Origin of the sequence: Mesorhizobium sp. ESP-6-2 (assembly GCF_020164675.1) — a bacterium.
GTDB lineage: Bacteria > Pseudomonadota > Alphaproteobacteria > Rhizobiales > Rhizobiaceae > Mesorhizobium.
Map to the genome: position 1 here is coordinate 759,521 of NZ_JAIUGT010000002.1, position 20,317 is coordinate 779,837.

Annotated in this window: 21 protein-coding genes; 13 read left to right on the forward strand and 8 right to left on the reverse strand. The window is 63.8% G+C overall.

What is annotated here, in order from left to right; all coding sequences use genetic code 11:
* The first annotated feature begins 57 nt into the window (after nt 1-57).
* The 4 genes from LB532_RS08850 to recJ all read left to right on the forward strand — a co-directional run bounded on the left by LB532_RS08850 (nt 58) and on the right by recJ (nt 3,665).
* Complete coding sequence (locus LB532_RS08850; RefSeq protein WP_140639222.1) at nt 58-426, forward strand: hypothetical protein; 369 nt, start codon at nt 58-60, stop codon at nt 424-426.
* Between the two features lie 65 nt (nt 427-491).
* Nucleotides 492-659: a Thivi_2564 family membrane protein gene (locus LB532_RS08855; RefSeq protein WP_140551503.1), complete on the forward strand. Its 168-nt coding sequence runs from the start codon at nt 492-494 to the stop codon at nt 657-659.
* 177 nt (nt 660-836) lie between these two features.
* Nucleotides 837-1,820 carry a class II fructose-bisphosphatase gene (gene glpX / locus LB532_RS08860; RefSeq protein WP_140638912.1) on the forward strand — a complete coding sequence of 328 codons (984 nt, stop codon included), beginning with the start codon at nt 837-839 and terminating at the stop codon, nt 1,818-1,820.
* Between the two features lie 60 nt (nt 1,821-1,880).
* Complete coding sequence (recJ, locus tag LB532_RS08865) at nt 1,881-3,665, forward strand: single-stranded-DNA-specific exonuclease RecJ (protein WP_140638911.1); 1,785 nt, start codon at nt 1,881-1,883, stop codon at nt 3,663-3,665.
* A gap of 11 nt (nt 3,666-3,676) precedes the next feature.
* Here the strand turns inward: recJ and LB532_RS08870 are convergent, their stop codons facing one another.
* From LB532_RS08870 to folE, 3 genes are all read right to left on the reverse strand, one after another.
* Nucleotides 3,677-4,648, reverse strand: a complete 972-nt coding sequence (locus LB532_RS08870) for a patatin family protein (protein WP_140638910.1) — start codon at nt 4,646-4,648, stop codon at nt 3,677-3,679.
* Nucleotides 4,649-4,745: 97 nt separating this feature from the next.
* Entirely contained in the window at nt 4,746-5,204 is a 459-nt protein-coding gene (hisI, locus tag LB532_RS08875) for a phosphoribosyl-AMP cyclohydrolase (protein WP_140639221.1), read from the reverse strand.
* 90 nt (nt 5,205-5,294) lie between these two features.
* Nucleotides 5,295-5,930: a GTP cyclohydrolase I FolE gene (gene folE / locus LB532_RS08880; RefSeq protein WP_140517057.1), complete on the reverse strand. Its 636-nt coding sequence runs from the start codon at nt 5,928-5,930 to the stop codon at nt 5,295-5,297.
* Between the two features lie 241 nt (nt 5,931-6,171).
* On the opposite strand from folE, the gene LB532_RS08885 reads away from it, so the two are divergent.
* Nucleotides 6,172-6,618, forward strand: a complete 447-nt coding sequence (locus LB532_RS08885) for an iron-sulfur cluster assembly scaffold protein (protein WP_140495827.1) — start codon at nt 6,172-6,174, stop codon at nt 6,616-6,618.
* A 16-nt stretch (nt 6,619-6,634) separates the two neighbouring features.
* Here LB532_RS08885 and LB532_RS08890 read toward each other — a convergent pair whose 3' ends face one another.
* A complete protein-coding gene (locus LB532_RS08890) occupies nt 6,635-7,540 on the reverse strand; it encodes a LysR substrate-binding domain-containing protein (RefSeq protein WP_140638909.1) in 906 nt (301 codons plus the stop codon).
* A gap of 326 nt (nt 7,541-7,866) precedes the next feature.
* Here LB532_RS08890 and yidD point away from each other — a divergent pair, with 326 nt between their 5' ends.
* The 4 genes from yidD (at nt 7,867) to LB532_RS08910 (ending at nt 12,382) form a co-directional block, all read left to right on the forward strand.
* Nucleotides 7,867-8,241, forward strand: coding sequence for a membrane protein insertion efficiency factor YidD (gene yidD / locus LB532_RS08895; RefSeq protein ID WP_140638908.1), 375 nt, complete (start codon nt 7,867-7,869; stop codon nt 8,239-8,241).
* 140 nt (nt 8,242-8,381) lie between these two features.
* Nucleotides 8,382-9,200 (forward strand): class D beta-lactamase, encoded by an 819-nt coding sequence (gene blaOXA, locus LB532_RS08900; RefSeq protein WP_140638907.1) that lies wholly within the window; start codon nt 8,382-8,384, stop codon nt 9,198-9,200.
* A 165-nt stretch (nt 9,201-9,365) separates the two neighbouring features.
* Complete coding sequence (thrS, locus tag LB532_RS08905; RefSeq protein WP_224556624.1) at nt 9,366-11,342, forward strand: threonine--tRNA ligase; 1,977 nt, start codon at nt 9,366-9,368, stop codon at nt 11,340-11,342.
* A 101-nt stretch (nt 11,343-11,443) separates the two neighbouring features.
* The gene (locus tag LB532_RS08910; protein WP_140638905.1) at nt 11,444-12,382 is read left to right on the forward strand and encodes a lysophospholipid acyltransferase family protein; all 939 of its coding nucleotides are present in this window, start codon (nt 11,444-11,446) and stop codon (nt 12,380-12,382) included.
* Between the two features lie 55 nt (nt 12,383-12,437).
* Here LB532_RS08910 and LB532_RS08915 read toward each other — a convergent pair whose 3' ends face one another.
* The gene (locus LB532_RS08915; RefSeq protein ID WP_140638904.1) at nt 12,438-13,397 is read right to left on the reverse strand and encodes a hypothetical protein; all 960 of its coding nucleotides are present in this window, start codon (nt 13,395-13,397) and stop codon (nt 12,438-12,440) included.
* Between the two features lie 154 nt (nt 13,398-13,551).
* On the opposite strand from LB532_RS08915, the gene LB532_RS08920 reads away from it, so the two are divergent.
* From LB532_RS08920 to LB532_RS08930, 3 genes are all read left to right on the forward strand, one after another.
* Nucleotides 13,552-14,136, forward strand: a complete 585-nt coding sequence (locus LB532_RS08920; RefSeq protein ID WP_140638903.1) for a nitroreductase — start codon at nt 13,552-13,554, stop codon at nt 14,134-14,136.
* Entirely contained in the window at nt 14,137-14,745 is a 609-nt protein-coding gene (locus LB532_RS08925; protein ID WP_224556627.1) for a flavin reductase family protein, read from the forward strand.
* A gap of 202 nt (nt 14,746-14,947) precedes the next feature.
* Nucleotides 14,948-15,622, forward strand: a complete 675-nt coding sequence (locus LB532_RS08930; RefSeq protein ID WP_140638901.1) for a methyltransferase family protein — start codon at nt 14,948-14,950, stop codon at nt 15,620-15,622.
* 3 nt (nt 15,623-15,625) lie between these two features.
* Here LB532_RS08930 and LB532_RS08935 read toward each other — a convergent pair whose 3' ends face one another.
* Together LB532_RS08935 and LB532_RS08940 are read right to left on the reverse strand one after the other, a co-directional pair.
* Nucleotides 15,626-16,507: an HpcH/HpaI aldolase/citrate lyase family protein gene (locus LB532_RS08935; protein ID WP_140638900.1), complete on the reverse strand. Its 882-nt coding sequence runs from the start codon at nt 16,505-16,507 to the stop codon at nt 15,626-15,628.
* Entirely contained in the window at nt 16,507-16,959 is a 453-nt protein-coding gene (locus tag LB532_RS08940) for a MaoC family dehydratase (RefSeq protein ID WP_140551514.1), read from the reverse strand. Before LB532_RS08940 ends, LB532_RS08935 begins: the two co-directional genes overlap by 1 nt.
* A 150-nt stretch (nt 16,960-17,109) precedes the next feature.
* Between LB532_RS08940 and LB532_RS08945 the strand changes: the two genes are divergently transcribed.
* Nucleotides 17,110-18,234 (forward strand): DUF2336 domain-containing protein, encoded by a 1,125-nt coding sequence (locus LB532_RS08945; protein WP_140638899.1) that lies wholly within the window; start codon nt 17,110-17,112, stop codon nt 18,232-18,234.
* 15 nt (nt 18,235-18,249) lie between these two features.
* On the opposite strand, the gene LB532_RS08950 is transcribed toward LB532_RS08945, so the two are convergent.
* Nucleotides 18,250-20,316: an FUSC family protein gene (locus LB532_RS08950; RefSeq protein ID WP_140638898.1), complete on the reverse strand. Its 2,067-nt coding sequence runs from the start codon at nt 20,314-20,316 to the stop codon at nt 18,250-18,252.
* Nucleotide 20,317: the final 1 nt, after the last annotated feature.

Below are 20,317 nucleotides of genomic sequence, written 5' to 3' on the forward strand. Positions count from 1 at the left end.
GCCGGAACCAATCCCGGCCAGCGCCGTTCTCCCGAGGTGCAAACCAAGGGGATGCTTATGGCCGAAACATCGAAATCCGAGACCCCCCGGGATACTCCCCAGATCGACGATATCCAGAAGGCGCTCGAAAAGCAGATCGCCGATCTGCGCAAGGAAATTACCAAGATCAACAAGAGCCTTTCGGAACGAGCCGCGGAACTGGTTGACGACGCCTCGGCGCGGGCATCGGATGTGTACGACAGCGCGACGAGCCGTGCGTCGCGAACGGCGCAGCAGCTGCGCAGCCAAGCCCAGGCGGTCTCGGAGGTCGCGCGCGAAAATCCGGGCACCACGACGGCAGTGGTCGGCGTCATCGGCCTCTTGGGTTTTCTGGCCGGCATCGTCGTTGGCCAGTCGATGAATGACACCCAGCGCCGCTGGTATTGATCCGGTAACGACGGAGCCGGTTTGGCCGGCTTACTCATCCGTCCCTCAATGTCCACGGGAGCACCATGGCTTCTTCCGTCCTGATCGGCATCCTGATCACGTTCCTGGTGATCATTCTCGTGCTCTATCTGATCCAGCGTCTGCCGCTGGACGGCAGGATGCGGCAGATCGCGCAGATCATCGTCATCATTATCGGCATCGTTTCGCTGCTCAAATATCTGGCCGTGTTCTAGATCGCGTTCCTTGTAAGGGAAGCCCCCGGTTCGCTGCAAATCGTGTTGTCCATTAGTTTAATCGATTGATATTGCAGGCTTCGAGAAAACCTTCGAGAGGTCTTGCCGTTGTCATGCTCGTTTGACACAAGAGGCGCGCCTCCGGCGGGAGGCGGCATGCGAACGAGGATCAACCAGATGAACGTGGCCCCCAACATTGTCGCCGGACTTGACCGGATACTCACCATGGAACTGGTGCGCGTCACCGAACGCGCCGCCGTCGCGGCCGCCAGGCTGCGCGGACGCGGTGACGAAAAGGCCGCCGACCAGGTCGCGGTGGACGCCATGCGCCAGGAGCTCAATCGCCTCGCCATCAAAGGCACGGTGGTGATCGGCGAGGGCGAGCGGGACGAGGCGCCGATGCTCTATATCGGCGAGGAGGTCGGCACCGGCAAAGGCCCGGCGGTCGACATCGCGCTCGACCCGCTGGAAGGCACCACGATCTGCGCCAAGAACCTGCCCAACGCGCTGGCCGTCATCGCCATCGCCGAGAAGGGCAGCCTGCTGTTCGCGCCCGACGTCTACATGGACAAGATCGCCATCGGTCCGGGCTATGCCGAGGGCGTCATCGACATCGATGCCTCGCCGGCCGAAAATATCGCCAGCTTGGCCAAGGCCAAGGGCGTCGCGGTGTCCGACGTCACCGCCTGCATCCTCGACCGCCCGCGCCATGGCAAGCTGATCGACGCGGTGCGCGCCACCGGGGCAGCGATCCGGCTGATCGGCGATGGCGACGTCGCCGGTGTCATCCACACCACCGATCCCGAGGAAACCGGCATCGACATCTATCTCGGCACTGGCGGCGCGCCGGAGGGCGTGCTGGCCGCGGCGGCGCTGCGCTGCACGGGTGGCCAGATGCAGGGCCGCTTGATCCTCGACACGCCCGAAAAGGTCGCTCGCGCTGGCAAGATGGGTATTGCCGACCCGAAGCGGGTCTACCGGGCCGAGGACATGGCGCGCGGCGATGTGTTGTTCGCGGCCACCGGCGTCACCGATGGCAACATGCTGGCAGGGGTCAAGTTCGGCCGCAACTACATTACCACGCACACCATCGTGCTGCGCTCGTCGTCGCGCACCGTGCGCGAGATCAAGGCCCGGCATCAGGACCTGGAAAAGTTTTGATGCATTCCTGACTGGCCATCACATATTGTGGGCAATGACCATCCGCAAACGCCGCCTCGCATGACGGGCGAAAGACGCCTTTTTCTCGATGTCCGGCAGTCGGCCACCGGTGTTTCCTGGGAACATCGGCTGACCGAGCGGCAGGACATGGTCGCGCTTGCCATCGCACAGGGGCACGGCGTGCCCGATATCGTCGCGCGCGTGCTTGCCGGACGTGGCGTGACGATGGAACAGGCGGAGCGCTTTCTCGACCCGACGATCCGCGACCTGCTGCCGGACCCGGCATCGCTGACCGACATGGACAAGGCGGCCATTCGCATAGCCGCCGCGGTGATGGCCCGGGAGAAGGTGGCGATCTTCGGCGACTACGACGTCGATGGGGCCGCCTCATCGGCCTTGCTCAAACGCTTCCTCGCGCATTTCTCGATATCGTCGGAAATCTACATTCCCGATCGAATCTTCGAGGGTTACGGTCCCAATCCCGAAGCCATGCGCGAGCTCGTCTCGCGCGGCGCGACGCTGATCGTCACCGTCGATTGCGGCACCAACAGCGCGGCTTCCATCGACGCGGCCAATGCCGCCGGTGCCGATGTCGTGGTGCTCGACCATCACCAGGTCGGCGGCGCTTTGCCGGCGGCACACGCGGTGGTGAACCCCAACCGCGACGACGACCTTTCCGGGCAGGGCCATCTCTGCGCCGCCGGCGTGGTTTTTCTCGCGCTGGTGCAGACCGCCAAGGTCCTGCGCGGCCGGCTGGCCGACGCCACGCCGCCGGACCTGCTCTCGCTGCTCGATCTCGTGGCGCTGGCCACGGTCTGCGATGTGGTGCCGCTTACCGGCGTCAATCGCGCCTTCGTCGTCAAGGGCTTGCAAGTGGCACGCCAGCAGAAGAATGAGGGGATGGCTGCGCTGGCGCGGGTCTCACGCGTCGGCGAGCCGCTCAGCACCTTCCATCTAGCCTACCTGATCGGACCGCGCATCAACGCCGGCGGACGCATCGGCGACGCCGCCCTCGGCAGCCGGCTGCTTGCGACCGACGATCCAGTCGAGGCCCGCACCATCGCCGAGACGCTCGACCGGCTCAACCAGGAGCGGCAGCTGATGGAGCAGGAGATGCTGGCCGCGGCGCGTGCCGAGGCCGATGCCGAGCTTGCCGGCGGCAGCGGGCCGGCCATCGTCGTCACCGCCAGCACCAACTGGCATCCCGGCATCGTCGGCCTGCTCGCCTCCAGGCTCAAGGACCATGCGCGCCGGCCCGCCTTCGCCATCGCCTTCAACGCCACCGGCACCGGCACCGGTTCGGGCCGTTCGGTGTCGGGCTTCGATCTCGGCCGGCTGGTGCGCGAGGCCGCAGATGCCGGGCTGATCGTCAAGGGCGGCGGCCATGGCATGGCGGCCGGCATTACCGTTGAGCGCACGCGGCTCGGCGAGCTCAGGGCATTTTTCGAGGAACGCGCAGCAGCCGACGTGTTCCGACTGCAGGGCGAGGAAAGCCTGGCGATCGACGGCGCGCTTGCCGCCGAGGGTGCGACGCTGGCTTTGCTGGATGCGCTGGACAAGGCCGGCCCGTTCGGTGCGGGACATGTCGCGCCTGTTTTCGCGCTGCCTCGCCATCGGCTGGCCGACGCCCGGCTGGTCGGCACCAACCACATCCGCGCCGACCTGCAGTCGGGCAGCGGCGGCCGCATCCAGGCGATCGCCTTTCGTGCCGTCGACACCGTTCTCGGCGACTTCCTGTTCAAGAACCGCGGCAAGACGATCCACGTCGCCGGCTCGTTGTCGGGCAATTACTGGAACGGCAATCGCAGCGTGCAGTTCCGTATCGTCGACGCGGCACGGGCCTGATGCGTCTTTGATCAGGCGAGAACCGTCTGAAGCCGGGTCAGTTCGCCGATCTGTGCCATCGTTGCCCGATAGCCGATCTGGATCGCCTCGTCGGCGCGGTGGAATTCGGTCAGACCGATGTGGCTGAGCTTGGGCTGCAGCGACATGTCGGGCGGATCGCCGGCAAGCCTGGCGCGCGAGATTCGATCCTGGATGATGTTGAAGGCCTCGACCATGACGCCGGTGATGCCAAGCCGCGTCTGATGCGCCCGGTGCTCCGGGTCGGATTGGCCACTGCGCGGCGCATCGTTCTCGACGACCAGTTCGCCGGCGCTATGCTTGATGACGGCGGCACGGCCGAACAGGTCGTAATGAAGGTTGACCGCGACAACCAGCGGCTGCTCATAGGCGCGGCAGACCGATACCGGCACCGGATTGACCAAAGCTCCGTCGACCAGCACTCGACCATTGCAAGTCACCGGCTCGAACACTCCGGGCAAGGCATAGGAAGCGCGCATGGCTGTTATCAGCGAGCCGTTCGACAGCCAGATCTCATGGCCGGTGCGGATTTCGGAAGCGACCGCGACGAACGGCTTGGACAAATCCTCAAAGCGAATGCCGGCCACATGCTCACGCAGGCGAGCATCCAGCTTCATGCCGCCGAACAGACCGCTGCCGCGCAGGTTGAGATCGAGCAGGCCGAAGATGCGCCGCCTGGTCAGGCTGCGGGCGAACTCTTCCAGCTCGTCCAGTTTTCCGGCGAGGTAACAGCCGCCGACCAGCGCGCCGATCGAGGTGCCGGCAATCATCGAAACCTCGATGCCGGCTTCATCGAGCGCGCGCAGCACGCCAATGTGCGCCCAGCCTCTTGCGCAACCGCCGCCCAAGGCAAGCGAAATGCCAGTTTTCTTTGGTGATGTTATTTCGGACGCGCCGCCGGACGAAGCGGGACCATTCGCCTCTCGTACGTCCGCTCTGTTACGCAATGACGCCCACTCGAGCATCATGATCTCCCTTGTCCCACGGCTAATATACAGGCGGGCCGTATCGAAATGGTGAATCTATGTGGTTGGCTGCGGGAAGAAGGTTCAAGCTGGTCATTCACGGGAGCTTCCGATACGTTTTTTCCGCATCGAACAAGGGCTCGCTGCCATCGTCGGCAAGCGTCGCCTTGCCGTCGATCAACCCCACCGTCCGATAGAAGCAGGAACGCCGGCCCGTGTGACAAGTTGCGTCGTGGCCTAGCACTTTGACGCGCAACCATATGGCGTCCTGGTCACAATCCGTGAGCACCTCGACGACATGCTGGAGATTGCCTGACGTCTCGCCCTTCTTCCACAGCGCATTGCGCGAACGCGACCAGTAGTGGGCGATACCTGTTTCAAGCGTCAACGCCAGAGCCTGCGCATCCATGTGCGCGACCATCAAAAGCATGCCGTCCGCCGCATCGGTGACGACGACGGTGACCAAGCCGGCGGCATCGAAGCGCGGTGAAAACACCGCGCCTTCTTCCAGCGCTTTCTTGTCTGAGGGAGCCTTCGGAAATTCCAGTGCCGACATCGCCGGGCTATCTTCCTGTTTGACCATGATCATCCGAAAACCAGTATCCGCCTTTCGGAATCATGGTCCGGCGATGCCGGGCGAGGGAGCTTACACCCCACCGCCGCGCACCATGGTGACGAAACGAACCTGTTCTTCTGGAGTATCCTTGAACACGCCGGTGAAGGTCGAGGTCAGCGTGGTGGAGCCCTGCTTGCGGATGCCGCGCATGGCCATGCACATATGCTCGGCCTCGATCATCACGGCGACGCCGCGCGGATTGAGCACGTCCTGGATGACGCCCGCGATCTGCGCGGTCATGGCCTCCTGGGTCTGCAGGCGATGGGCGAAGATGTCGACCACGCGTGCGATCTTGGACAGGCCGACGACCTTGCCGTCCGGCAGATAGCCGACATGGGCCTTGCCGATGATCGGCACCATGTGATGCTCGCAATGCGAATGAAACTGGATGTCCTTGACGATGACAAGATCGTCATAGCCGGCCACTTCCTCAAAGGTGCGGCCAAGCTCTTCGGCCGGGCACATGTCATAGCCGCCGAACATTTCCCGATAGGCCTTGGCCACGCGCTTGGGGGTGTCGACCAGGCCTTCGCGATCGGGGTTGTCGCCGGTCCAGCGCAAAAGCGTGCGCACCGCGGCCTCGACCTCGGCCTCGCTCGGCCTGTCGGTGACAGGCTTTTCCATGTAGGCCGACTGGGGCATGAACTTCTTGATAACGGCATCCATAAAGGCGTCTCCCGTAGTCCCTCTCTCAGGAGGAACGAGTTGAACGGACCACGACCTTTCGGCGTCGGAAACTCGCCCCGTTTCCAGCCCCGTAAGCGGCGTGAGCAAACTGCGGCAAAGACGCGGACTTTCGTCGCCTTGTCGATACCGGACTGCCACCATTATATATGGTCATGACGAGCGAAAGGAAGACGCGTCAGCGGCAAACGCTGTTCGCTTGGCGGCGACGGACTGGAAAATAATGATCAACGACGTCTATAATGCGAAAATTCTCGGTTTTGCCGGAAACATCACGCGGATCGGCCGGCTCGATCATCCCGACGCCAGCGCGAGGGCGCATTCCAAATTGTGCGGCTCTACCGTTACCGTCGATCTCAACATGGCGGACGGCGTGGTTACCGATTTCGCCCATGACGTGAAGGCTTGCGCGCTCGGCCAGGCCTCGTCTTCGATCATGGCGCAGCATGTGGTTGGCGCTACGGCCGACGAATTGCGCGCGGTGCGCGAGACCATGCTGAAAATGCTGAAAGAGAACGGAGCGCCGCCGGAAGGCCGCTTCGCCGATCTCAAATATCTGGAACCGGTGCGCGACTACAAGGCGCGCCATGCCTCGACCATGTTGACCTTCGACGCCGTGGTCGACGCGATCGGCCAGATCGAGAAGAAGCGCGCCGAAGAAGCCGCCTGATAGCCCACTTGGCGGCCTATCGGGGCCGCCTGCTTTCGGCGAATTCGCTTCTCACCCAATCGGCGAAAGCGGCGGCTGGCTCGGGGAGATCACGCAGGCTTCTGGCCACCAGCCAATAGGCGCCGGACGCGACGTCGATGTCGAACGGCTTGATCAGCGTGCCGGAGGCGAGCTCTTCGCCGATCTGCAGGAGATCGCCCAGCGCCACGCCGTGTCCGAGCAGGGCGGCCTGCTTCGAAAGCGAGGCATCCGCCAACATGGGACCGCGCGCGGGCACCACATCGGCAGGCACGCCGGCCGCCTCGAACCAGCGCGCCCAACCCTGTCGGTTTTCCTCATGCAACAGCGTGTAGCGGCCAAGGTCGGCCGGCTTGTCGAGGGGAGGTCCCGCGGCAAGCAGCGCCGGCGACAGGACCGGTGAATCGACCGTCGAGGCAAGCCGCTCGGCCTCGCTGCGCGGCCATGCGACAGCATGCGCACTGAAGCGCAAGGCAAGTTCAGGCTGGTCGCCGCGAAACTCAATCAGCCTTGGATCGACTTCGAGCGCGACGTCGATATCGGGCCGCAATTGGCGAAAACGGTTGAGCCGCGGCACCAGCCATACCGATGCCAGCGACGGCTCGACGCTGACACGAACCACTGTCTGCGCGGGGGCCACCACCAACTCGGAAAGCAGCGCGTCGATGGCGTCGAAACTCCTGACCAGTTGACTGAGCAGGCGGCGGCCCGCGTCGGTCAGTTCGACGCGGCGATGGTGACGTTCGAACAGGGGCCGGCGCAGAAAGACCTCGATCTCGCGGATCTGCCGGCTGATCGCCGCCTGCGATACGAAAAGCTCCTCGGCCGCCCTGCTGAAGCTCAGGTGCCGCCCGGCTGCTTCAAAGCTCCTCAAAGCCGTCAGCGGCAGTCGCCCGCGCTTCATTCGCATAACCCAGGATTATCCGAAGTGGAAATTATACTCGTTTGAAGGCGAAGGCCAGCGGCGGTCTACTCGTCGCCAAGGAGATGCGGCCATGACCCAGTTGCTGGAGATTTTTGGCGATGTGATGCGGATTGCAACCTTTCAGTGGCGTGACGAAAGAACCTGTCGAAAGCATTACGAGGAGCAGTCTAGCCCCTGCCGGTGGGCACCGCCGGTTGATCGACAGCCACTCCGCCGCTTCCGCCCGTGAAAGCTCAGCAAGCAGGGGCGGGATTGCGTTCTCCCGATGAAGCCCACATCTATCGTGTGGAAAGACGGAGATCGCAGTGGGCGACCAGCATGGGCATGCACATACAGCCGGGCCGCCGCGGCACGGCCGCAACTGGCCCGGCCCGTGGCGCAAGACCCCTGGCCGGGTGTTGGGCACGTCGCTGGTGCGCCTCTATCAACTGACGCTGTCCGGCTTCATCGGCAGTTCCTGCCGTCATCTGCCGACCTGCTCGGAATATGCGCATGAGGCGATCGCCCGCCATGGTCTTTGGGCCGGCGGCTGGATGGGATTTTTCAGGGTTCTGCGCTGCGGCCCATTCGGCACCCATGGCGTCGACCTTGTTCCGGAGGTTCTGGCGGGTCGCTATGTCTGGTTCGCGCCGTGGCGATATTGGCGGATCGGCGGCAATCGCGACGATGCGCGAAGCTGAGTCCCGATCAGTCTTCACGGCAACCGTTTACGATCTGGTAGGGTTAACGGCAGCCTCCACAACAACTGCGAATTTGAGACAAAATCGAGACAACAGACCTCGCTAAACCGCTCGCCGAACCCCCTCTGGAGCGAGCATCAATGCGCAATGTCGACCGTCTTCCCTTCATACTTGCCGGAGTCCTGTTCCTGCTTGCCTGGCTTCTGGGATTTCCGATGCGCGCGCAATCGGCGCCGCTCGGGGATGTGCAATGCACGCTGATCGCCGATGCGCAGAGCGGCAAGACTCTTTACCAGAACGGCGCCTGCGACCAGCGATTCAGCCCGGCCTCGACGTTCAAGGTGCCGCTGTCGCTGATCGGTTACGATGCCGGCATACTCAGCGACGAACACACGCCGAGCTGGGACTACAAGCCTGAATTCAAGGCGGTCAAGCGGGACCACAAGACCGTCGATCCGACGATCTGGGAGCGGGACTCGGTGCTGTGGTATTCGCGCGAGATCACCCGCCGGCTTGGACCGGAGAGCTTTGCCGGCTACGTCTCGAAGTTCGGCTATGGCAATGCGGACGTTTCCGGCAATCCCGGCAAGAATGACGGCCTGACCCATTCCTGGGTGAACTCCTCGCTCAAGATCACGCCGGTCGAACAGGTCGATTTCCTGCGTAAGCTCCTCGCCGGCAAGATGCCGGTCTCGGCCAAGGCCCACGACATGACGAAAGCCATCATACCGAGCTTCAAGGCCGGCGCCTGGACCGTTCAGGGCAAGACCGGCAGCACCAGGCTCGGTGAGGGTGGCAAGGACAGGCACTCGCTTGGTTGGTTCGTCGGCTGGGCGCAGAAGGACGGCCGCCAGATCGTGTTTGCTCGGCTCATGGTCGATACGAAGCGGAGCGACATGCCGAAGGGGCTTGCGACGCGTGCCGCCTTCCTGAAGGACCTGCCGCAACTCATCAAATGAAACGCTGGGTGCCAATCCGGCTTTACGGCGGCGGAAACTGCCCATAAAAGACAGCCCCGCCGCCGGACGCTTCCGGCTTACCCGCGCATGTCTTGGCCTTCGAACCGCTGACGACCTGCATTTCACCACCCGCGCTCGTTTGCGGGACTGGATAGGAGATACCTGATGCTGAATTCCGTTTCCCTGACATTTCCCGATGGCTCCGTGCGCGACTACGACGCGGCGATGACCGGTGCCGGACTTGCCGAATCGATCTCCAAGTCGCTGGCCAAGAAGGCCGTGGCCTATGCCATCGACGGCACCGTGCGCGATCTCTCCGATCCGCTCGGCAAGTCCGGCAAGATCGAGATCATCACCCGCGACGATCCGCGCGCGCTGGAACTCATCCGCCATGATGCGGCACACGTGCTGGCGGAGGCCGTGCAGGAGATATGGCCGGGAACGCAGGTGACCATCGGGCCGGTGATCGAGAACGGATTCTACTACGACTTCGCCCGCACCGAGCCGTTCACCCCGGACGACTTCCCCGTGATCGAGAAGAAGATGCGCGAGATCATTGCGCGCAACAAGCCATTCACCAAAGAGGTCTGGTCGCGCGACAAGGCCAAAAAGGTCTTCGCCGACAAGGGCGAGCGCTACAAGCTGGAACTGATCGATGCCATTCCTGACGATCAGGATCTCAAGATCTATGCGCAAGGTGACTGGTTCGACCTCTGCCGCGGTCCGCACATGGCCTCGACCGGGCAGATCGGCAATGCCTTCAAGCTGATGAAGGTGGCGGGCGCCTATTGGCGCGGAGATTCGAATAACCCGATGCTGACGCGCATCTACGGCACGGCATGGGCTGATCAGGCGCAGCTCGACGCCTACCAGACAATGCTGGAGGAAGCCGAAAAGCGCGACCACCGAAAACTCGGCCGCGAGATGGATCTGTTCCACTTCCAGGAAGAGGGGCCGGGCGTCGTCTTCTGGCATGCCAAAGGCTGGAAGATGTTCCAGAACCTGGTCAACTACATGCGCCGCCGCCTCGACGAGCAGGGCTACCAGGAGGTCAACGCGCCGCAGGTGCTCGACAAGAGCCTGTGGGAAACGTCGGGTCACTGGGGCTGGTATCGCGACGCCATGTTCAAGGTGACGGTCGCCGGCGACGACACTGATGACGACCGCGTGTTCGCGCTGAAGCCGATGAACTGTCCCGGCCATGTGCAGATTTTCAAGCATGGGTTGAAATCCTATCGCGACCTGCCGGTAAAGCTTGCGGAATTCGGAAATGTGCATCGCTACGAGCCGTCGGGTGCGCTGCACGGGCTGATGCGGGTGCGCGGCTTCACGCAGGATGACGCGCATATTTTCTGCACCGAGGAGCAGCTGGCGTCGGAGTGCCTGCGTATCAACGATCTGATTCTGTCGACCTACGCTGATTTCGGCTTCGACGAAATTAGCGTGAAGCTGTCGACCCGGCCGGACAAGCGCGTCGGCACCGACGAGGCCTGGGATCACGCCGAAGCGATCATGGGCGGCGTGCTGGAGACGATCAGGACGCGATCGGGCAACCGCATCAAGACCTCGATCAATCCTGGCGAGGGCGCCTTCTACGGGCCGAAGTTCGAATATGTGCTGAAGGATGCCATCGGCCGCGAATGGCAATGCGGTACCACGCAGGTCGACTTCAACCTGCCGGAGCGTTTCGGCGCCTTCTACATCGGCTCGGATTCCGAGAAGAAACAGCCTGTTATGGTGCACCGTGCCATCTGCGGCTCGATGGAGCGCTTTCTCGGCATCCTGATCGAGAACTATTCCGGCCATTTCCCGCTGTGGTTCGCGCCGCTGCAGGTGGTGGTGGCGACGATCACTTCGGACGCCGACGGCTATGCGAACGAAGTAGTGGCGAAGCTGAAAGCCGCGGGCTTGTCCGCCGAGGCGGATCTGCGCAACGAGAAGATCAACTATAAGGTCCGCGAGCACTCGCTGGCCAAGGTTCCGGTCATTCTTGTCTGCGGCAAGCGCGAGGCGGAGGAGCAGACGGTCAACATGCGCCGGCTCGGCTCGCGCGACCAGGAATCGCTGGGTCTCGCCCAAGCGGTCGCGCAACTGACCGAAGAAGCGATCACGCCCGATCGCCGGCGCAAACGCGCGACCTGATCCGGTAGTATTTCAAGCGAAATGGCGGTGGAGCAGTCCACCGCCATTTCACATCTCGCCGTTTTCACATCCTTGTCACGGCAGTCTTGTAACAAGCTCTCATGCTCAAGCTGAAATTGCGCGAAAAACCGTTTCCCGAGCTTTCCTATGCCAATCCACGACAGCCGGTGCTGACGCGGTGGGTCATCCATTCCATCGAGGGCCTGTCCGGACGCGACCGTTTTGCGGCGCTTTATGATTTTTGGCGCCGCCAGGTGATCCCGACCGGCGAGCGCGTGTTCAGTCGCATGCTCGAATTGATCGACGTGCGGGTACGAACCCCCGACCAATGGCCCCCGAAGAACCTGCCCGACACGCCGCTGGTGATCGTCGCCAATCATCCCTTCGGCATCGGCGACGGCATTGCCGCGCTGTCGCTGGCCGAGCAGCTTGGGCGGCCGTTCCGGGTCATGATCCACAAGGATCTGCTCAAGATCAGCGAGATGGAGCCCTACTCGCTGCCGATCGACTTTTCCGAGACCAAGGACGCTCTGAAGAACAACATGGCGGTGCGTCATGAGGCTGTGCGGCTCCTGAAAGAACGTGTCACCATCGTGGTATTTCCGGCCGGCGGCGTCGCCACCGCGCCGAAAGGTTTTGGCCAGGCACGCGACCTGCCATGGAAGATGTTTCCGGCGCGTCTGGTGCAGGATGCCAAGGCTTCCGTAGTGCCGATGCATTTCTCCGGCCAGAACGGCAGGCTGTTCCATCTGGTCAGCGGTCCCATGAACATGGCCGAGCGCGACGGACGCGTGGCGAAGTTCGTCGGCAAGGCATCGCTGACGCTGCGCATTTCGTTGCTTATCCACGAGTTCGCCCGGCTTTCCGGCAAGTCGATCGACGTGCGTGTCGGCGATGTGCTGAGCTGGAACGAACTGGAGCCCGTGCGCGACCGCAAGGCGCTGCTCGAGCGTCTCTATAAAGGCGTCTTCGATCTGGCGCCGCCGGTGCCTCGCCGCCGGATTCCATTCCTGCCGGCACGGGCCAAGCTGGCGGCCTAGGTCCATTTCGTCGACGATCCGAAGGAAACCGCCTCAGGCTTACCCGGGGTTTTGACTAATCCGCGCCTTCTTCCGGATCCATCGCGGCGGCTTCCGTCGCGAGAACCTCGATTTCCTGGTTCTGTCCGGCCACGACAGTGAAATCCTTCTGGTAGATCCGGTCGCGGTTCTTGGCGATGATCGTGTAATCGCCTTCGGCCAGAACCATGGAGGCGAAGGCGCCGACGGTTTCCTTGATCGGATCGCCCGATTCATTGAGCAGCGACCATGATGTGTCGGCGATCGCTTCGCCGCCCGCTTCACGCACCAGCTTCAAGGTAATCTCGGCGGCGTGATGCTCGACGGTGGCTTCGGTCAGCTTGCCGGCCTCGACGCGGATGTCGGAGCGGATAACGGCATTGACCGCGCCATAGGTCGAGACCACGTGGTAGATACCGGCATTGAGACGCACGACGCTGTTGGGCTCGACGTCGGGAATGATCAGCGCGCGATCGCCATTGGGTTCGGCATTGCCCTCATAGATCGAGAAGCGCAGCTTCTTTGGTGGAATGCGCGCCCCTCCGGAAAGGACGGCATCGAGCTTCAGCCCGCCGGCATCGAGCACGAGGCTCTCGCGCTTGGCGTCCTTGCCGACGGTGATGCGCTTGGTGGCGCCGGCCCGGCCGTAGGAAGCGTGAACCAGATAGCTGCCGGGTTCGAGCTGGAAGACCGCCGTGCCGCCATGGGCGGAAGCCACCATCGGCAATTTGCCGTTGACGGCCTCCGGCTTGAAGACGCGCCAGACGATGCCGCGAGTGATATCGCCTCCCTTGTCGGTCAACTGCGCGGACAAGGTGATGGCGCCGCCGCCCAGCGCCAGCGATGTCTCGCCTTTCGGCGTCGCGTAGTTCGAAATTCCGGGAAGCTTCAGGTCGCTGACGCCATCCACATTCTGTGCCACGGCAAAGGAAACCGGCGCCATGAGCAGCAGGGTGCAGACCCAGATCAGGAAAAGACGCAAAGTCCCCTCAAACATGCCTTGCGTTGAAGCCCATGGCGGTGGCAATTTCAAGGCTTAAGAGTCCGACCGATACGACTCTCCAGCCTGGCGCGCCCGCGTCGATGCCCGAGCCGCCCCGCATCCCCATGGCGCGCTTCAGCTCAAAATCGAACTTAGGAGACTTGCGCCCATGGCGTCCCCGATCATCGACTTCCTGCTGACCCGCAATTCAGCGCCGATACCGGAGTTGAAGGAGCCTGCGCCCGGCCACGCCGAGATCGCCACGATGATCGCCGCCGCCACGCGCGTGCCCGATCATGGCCGGCTCGAGCCCTGGCGCTTCATTCTTTATCGCGGCGATGCCCGCATCGAGATCGGCAGGAAGCTGGCGGCCCTTGCCGAACAGCGGGAGGGACCTTTACCGGATGGCCGCCGCAACCAGGAGCTGGCGCGCTTCTCGCGCGCGCCGCTGGTGATCGGCGTCGTGTCGGTGCCGAAGGAAAATCCGAAAATCCCGCAATGGGAGATGTTCCTGTCCGGCGGCATGGCGGCGATGAACCTGATGATTGCCGCCAACGCACTGGGCTATGGCACCAACATGATCAGCAACTGGTATTCGGACGTGCCGGAGGGCAGGGCGATCCTGGGGCTGGCGCCGCAGGAGCGCGTCATCGGCTTCGTCCATATCGGCTCCTATGGCGGCCCGGCGCCGGAGCGGCCGCGCCCCGATCCGGCAAAGCTTTATGCGGACTATGCCGGGCCCTGGGCGGGCTAAGTGTTCTACGAGCCGTCAAAGGGGCACGGACTGCCGCACGATCCGTCGAAGGCGATCGTGGCGCCGCGCCCGATCGGCTGGATCTCGACCCTGAACGGGGCTGGCGAGATCAACCTCGCGCCCTATTCCTTCTTTAATGCCGTTTCGACAAGGCCCTTCATCGCCTGGTTTTCCTCCGAGGGCGAGAAGGACAGCGCCTCCTTCGCCCAGGAGACCGGCGAGTTCGTCGCCAATCTGGTCGGCCGCGATCTCGCCGAGAAGATGAACCGGACGTCGGTCGCCGCGCCGCGCGGCGTCAACGAGTTCGTCTATGCCGATCTCGCCATGGCGCCGTCGCGTCTTGTCGCGCCGCCGCGCGTGGCGGCCGCACCCGCCGCACTCGAATGCAAGGTGACCGAAGTGTTCCGGCCAAAGGCTTTGGACGGAACGCCGACCAGCGCCGTCGTCGTGGCCGGCGAAGTGATCGGCGTGCATATTGACGATGCCTACCTGAAGGACGGCCTGTTCGATATCAGCAAAGCCGGCAATGTCGCTCGCCTCGGCTACATGGACTATGCCAGCGTCAACGAGGTGTTTTCGATGCGCCGGCCGCGTTGGGGCAAGGATTAGCCCGCAAGGGGCGCCCAGTCACTGTGCTTTCCTGACGGCGAGCCGTCATCACGACGCGCCTGAGCTTGATGACGCGGCATGACGAAACCTTCTGCACACCAGGACCGTTTCGTCCAGGCGCGTGATGGGCGAGAGCCCGCTGAGCGTCGGCGGTACTCTGTTGCTGGTAGATGCCTGCGGCAAATATTGTGGAAGGTTGGTCATGGTCTCGAGATTGATTCTCCAGACGTTCCTGTGGTTCGGCGCCATGGGCGCGCTGCTTTTCCTGACAGCGGGCACGCTGACCTGGCCGGGAGCCTGGGTGTATCTGGCGGTGATGGTCGGGCTAAGCCTGACCCTTGGCGTGACGCTGGCCCGGCGCGATCCCGGCCTGATGAACGAACGGCTGAGCTCTCCCATCCAGGAGGACCAGACCGCGGCCGACAAGGTTCTGTTGAGCATGCTCCTGCTCGGCATCTTTGCCTGGCTGGCCTTCACGGGTTTCGATCACCGCTTCGGCTGGTCCGCGGTTCCGGTCTGGGTACAACTGATCGGTGCGCTCGTCCTGCTGGTCGGACTATGGATCAGCTATCTGACGATGCTGGAGAACAGCTTCGCGGCGCCGGTCGTGAAAATCCAGGCCGAACGCGGCCAGCAAGTGATCACAACGGGTCCCTATAGCTATGTGCGCCACCCCATGTATGCCGGCGCCATCCTCTTCTTTGCCGGCACGGCTCTCCTGCTTGGCTCCTGGTGGGGGCTGGCACTGGTGGTCGTGTTCATCGTTCTCCTGGCCATCCGCACATTCATCGAGGAGAAGACGCTTCGCACCGGCCTGCGCGGCTATGACGACTATGCGGCCCATGTCCGCTACCGCCTGATCCCGCTGGTCTGGTAGCGGTCAGGCGGAGATTCCGGCTGCCCGGGCGCGTGCCAGAAGCCGCTCGGCCAGCCGCAGATGCGGCCGGTCATACATCTTGCCGTCAATGCCGACGACGCCGGGATTTCCCGCCGCCTGGAACGCCGCGACAATTGCCGCCGACTGTTGCACCGCTTCCACCGAGGGCGTGAAGGCGGCGTTTATGACCGGCACCTGATCAGGGTGGATCGCCATCTTGCCGGTGAAGCCGTCACGTTCGGCCTCCCTGCATTCGGCCTGGAAGGCCGCCATGTCGCGGAAATTCGGGAAGACGGTGTCGATCGCCGCGACTTCCGCCGCGCCCGCTGCGAGGATGGTCATCAGGCGAGCGTGGCGAAACACGTCGGTATAGCGACCATGCTGGTCGCGGCTGGTGCGCGCGCCGATCGCCGCCGACAGGTCTTCCGCGCCCCAAGTCAGCCCGGCAAGCCGCGCGCTTGCCCCGGCGTAGCTCGCCGCTGCCAGCACGGCCGCCGGTGTTTCGGTGATGATCGGCAGAATTTTTGTCGCGCCGTCGGCCAGGCCGTTCTCCGCTTCGCTCAGCCTGAGCTTTGCCGAGAGGTGCTGGACATCCTGGCCGCCAGCCGATTTGGGCAGCATGACGCCGTCGGGCTTTGCCGGGATGAGCGCCGCAAGGTCGTCGTCCGTCAGTCCGGTCGACAGGTCGTTGACCCTGACGTAGATCGCCGATCTTGTTTGCGCCCGGTGGTTGACGATGAAGCGCGCCGCGATCTTTCGCGCCGATGCCTTGCTGTGGGGCGCCACCGAATCCTCGAGGTCGACAATGACCACGTCGGCGCCGGCGCCAAAGCCTTTCTCCAGCTTCCTCTCGGAATCGCCTGGGACGAACAGCAGCGAACGCATCAGGCTGCCTTCTTCAGCATCATGGCCTGTCTCGTGCATTTGGCGACGAGGTCGCCGTTCTGGTTATAGGCCCGATGTTCGAACTCGACGATGCCGCGATCGGGCTTCGACCTGGATTCACGCACCGAGACGACAGTGGTCTCGACGCGAATGGTGTCGCCATGGAAGACCGGATGCGGAAACACCGTTTCCTTCATGCCGAGATTGGCGACCGTCGTACCGACGGTGATGTCGTTGACCGAAATGCCGATCATCAGGCCGAGCGTGAACAGCGAGTTGACAAGCGGCTTGCCCCATTCGCTCCTGGCGGCGAAATCGAAGTCGATATGCAGCGGCTGCGGGTTCAGGGTCATCACCGAGAACAGCATGTTGTCGCTCTCGGTGACGGTCTTGCGCAGCGTGTGCTGGAAGACATGGCCGACGACGAACTCCTCGAGATAAAGCCCAGCCATTTTCGGTCTCCTCCGCTGCTGACGGTTGATAGGCGCTGTATCCAGCGCTCGCAAGCCAGTTAACGAACATGGTGAACGCTTCATAAACCAATTCGGCCTAACGTCCGGCACGGGGTCGGAAACCTTCCGGCAAGGGCGTAAGCAGGCGGTATGATTGTTGTCTCGCATTTCCTGAAATGGATCTACACGGCCAGGGTATCGGAGCGCGCCGCGGCGGCAAGCGCGCTCGCCCGCGCCTATGTCGACGCGGAATTGCCGTTCGAGGATCGCTGCGCCGCAGAGGCGGCGCTGACCTTGCTGCTCGACGACGCATCGTCGAAGGTACGGCTGGCGGTGGCCGAGGCGCTGTCCATGAGCCATCACGCACCGCCCCAGATCATCAGCGCGCTTGCTTCCGACCAGCCGGAAGTCGCCGGCGTCGTGCTGACGCGATCGCCACTGCTTACCGACGCAGACCTGATCAATCGCGTGGCTTCAGGTGCGAAGGCGACGCAAAAACTGATCGCCGATCGGCCAGTGGTCTCGATGGCGCTGTCGGCGGCTATCGCAGAGATCGGCGAGGCGGAGGCCTGCGCCGTGCTTTTGGCCAACAGCGGCGCCGATATCGCTTCGTTGAGTTTCCGCCGCATGGCCGAGCGCCACGGCCATCTGCCGCTGGTGCGCGAGGCGCTTATATCGGATGCACGCCTGCCTGCCGACTGCCGGCACATGCTGCTCGTCAAACTCGGTGAGATGCTCAAGACCTCGCCGCTGGTCATGGCCTTGATGGGAGCCGCCCGGGCCGACCGCGTCATGCGCGACGCCTGCGTTAAGGCCTGCGTGACGCTGATCGAGGGCACGCGCCAGGAAGAACATGCGGCGTTGATCGAGCATCTCAGGCTACGCGGCGATCTCACCGCGAGCTTCCTCATCCGCACCATCGCACATGGCAAGGTCGACTTCTTCGGCTCGGCGCTGGTCGCGCTCAGCCAGCAGTCCGCCCAAAGAGTGAGGGCACTGCTGGCCGGCGGACACGACGTGGCCTTGCAGGCGCTGTTCCGCAGTGCCGGCCTGGCTGCCGCCACGCACGCGGTCATCTTGCGCGCGCTGAAAATCTGGCGGGAAGTGGCCAATGGCAAGCGTGTTGCCGGCGTCCAGGAGGTCAGCTGGCTGATGCTGAAGGAACTCGGCGGGGAAGCCACTCAGGGCGAGCTCGCCGGGCTGGTCCGCTCGATCCATCTCGACGCACTGCGCGAAAACGCGCGCGGACACGCGCTGGCTATCGCCGCCGCATAGGATCGGCGAACGGGCCTAGCTTCGCTGCCGGGCGAAGAATTCAGGAAAATCCTCCATGGCCGCAGCGATGATGCGCAGCGATGCCGCGATCTGGAGCATGTCGCCGGCGCCGTTGCGCTGAGCGATGCCCGCCGCATATTGCCGGGCGACGGCGACGGTCGATGTCTGCGGATCGCCGGGCTGGCGAAAAAGCAGTTCGCGCGCCAATCCCTTGAGGAAGTTGGCAATCGAAAGCGCGGTTTCGGACGGGATCGCGGAGCTTTGCCCGGCAGCGCGCAGCCGCAGGATCTCCAGACCGACGGTGACGGCGGCGACACTGCCGCCCAGAACCGCTTCACCCTTCCTGCCGCTGGTCTGCACCAGCGGCATCAGCTGGTTGATGCGGTCATAGGCGAGGCTCTCGAAGGCTGAACGCCGCGGCACGCGCTCGTGCAGGCAAAGCCGCGCCAGATCCTCGCGCATGGCCCGCACGATGCGGTGCGCTGCGAGCCATGGGTCGGCGGGCAGCACGACGATGAAGACGCCGATTGCCAAAAGGATGCCGACCAGGATCGAGGCCGAGCCGGCGAAGAACGGGCCGGGATCGTAGGTCATCGCCTGGTGCGGGCTGAGGAAAGCAAGAAAATTGATGGCGAAGGCCGTCGCCACGCCGACATAGCGGGGATTGGCCATGGCGAGCGCCGCCGGCACCAGGATCGGTACGACGAACAGCATGAACCAGCCGAAACCAGGAAAAACGGGAAGCGCGATCTCGCCGACGAGAAAGGCAAAGGGCAGGGCCAACAGTGTTCCCTCGAAGAAGCCCCAGGCTACCCGCACCGGATCGGGGCGGGCGGCAAACAAGCTCGACACGACGGCAACCAGAATGACCGTGCCGGCGGCTTCCGACCATCTCGTCGTCAGCCAGAAAGCGGCGACCAGCAGCGTTGCAAGTGCCGCGCGGACCGCGTTGCGGCTCGCCCCGTGATAGTCGCGATGCACCACCAGCGCCGGGGGCCTGCGTTCGCGTGAAGGCCGCGTAACGGGCGCACGCAAGGCATCGAGACCGCGCAGCGCCTGCTTCAGCGCTTCGGCGAAATCGGCGGCGATGGTGAGCCGGGTGACGGTGCCGACCCTGTCGCCGTCCTGGTCGGCCAAGGCGCCGGGCATTTGCGTCGCTTTGGCGCCGATCGCGTCGAGCCGTGCCAGCCAGGGCGCCGTGTCGTCGAGTGCGCCCGGCGTCGCTGCCAATTCAGTGACGAGGGCTTGCAGCTCCGAGCGCATCGGAATGAGCGCCGCGTTCTTCGGTGCGGCGTGTGAATGCAGCGCGCGGGCCGCGGACAGGGCTGAAAGCAGTTGTCCAATGGTGCGCCGGACCGGATGGGCGCGCGGCGCGAAGCTCGGGGCCTCCAGCCTGGCATAGGCGCGCATCTCGGCGAGCGTCTGGGTGTCGGCGACCAGCTTCCGATGCAGGCCGGAAAGCATTGCCGTGTCGCCGCCGGAAAAGGCGCCGCCGGCATAGGTGGCAAGGTCGAGAATGCAGCGCTTCAGCCGCGAGATGATGGCCTCGCTGGCCAATTTGGGCAGGATCAGCCGGCTGGTCAGGCCGGCGCAGAGAATGCCGAGCACGATCTCGGCACAGCGCGCGACCGCGAGGTCGACAACGAGATGCGGCTGGCCAAACGCCGGCAGGCTGATGATCATGGCGGTGTAGCCGGCCAGCGCCGCCCCGTAGGCTTCCGGGTTGCGCAGCAGCGACGACACGAAGGTGCAAATGCCGATCCATAGGGCAAGCACCGTCACCAGCACCCAGGGATTCGTGCCGAAGACAGTGGTGATGGCAATTGCGGCAACACCGCCCGCCAGCGTGCCGAGCAACCGATAAAAGCCTTTCGCCAACACCATGCCTGCGACCGGCTGGGCAACGATGAACACCGTCATCATCGCCCATTGCGGGTGATCGAGCTTGAGGGCGTAGGCGACCATAAGCGCGATCAGGCCGGCCGAGACCGTACGCAAGGCGAAGACCCAGTCCGACCGGGTCGGCTGCGTCAGCCCGGCAAGACCCGCTTCGAAATAGCCTTTCAGCCGTTGCCAGCTCACA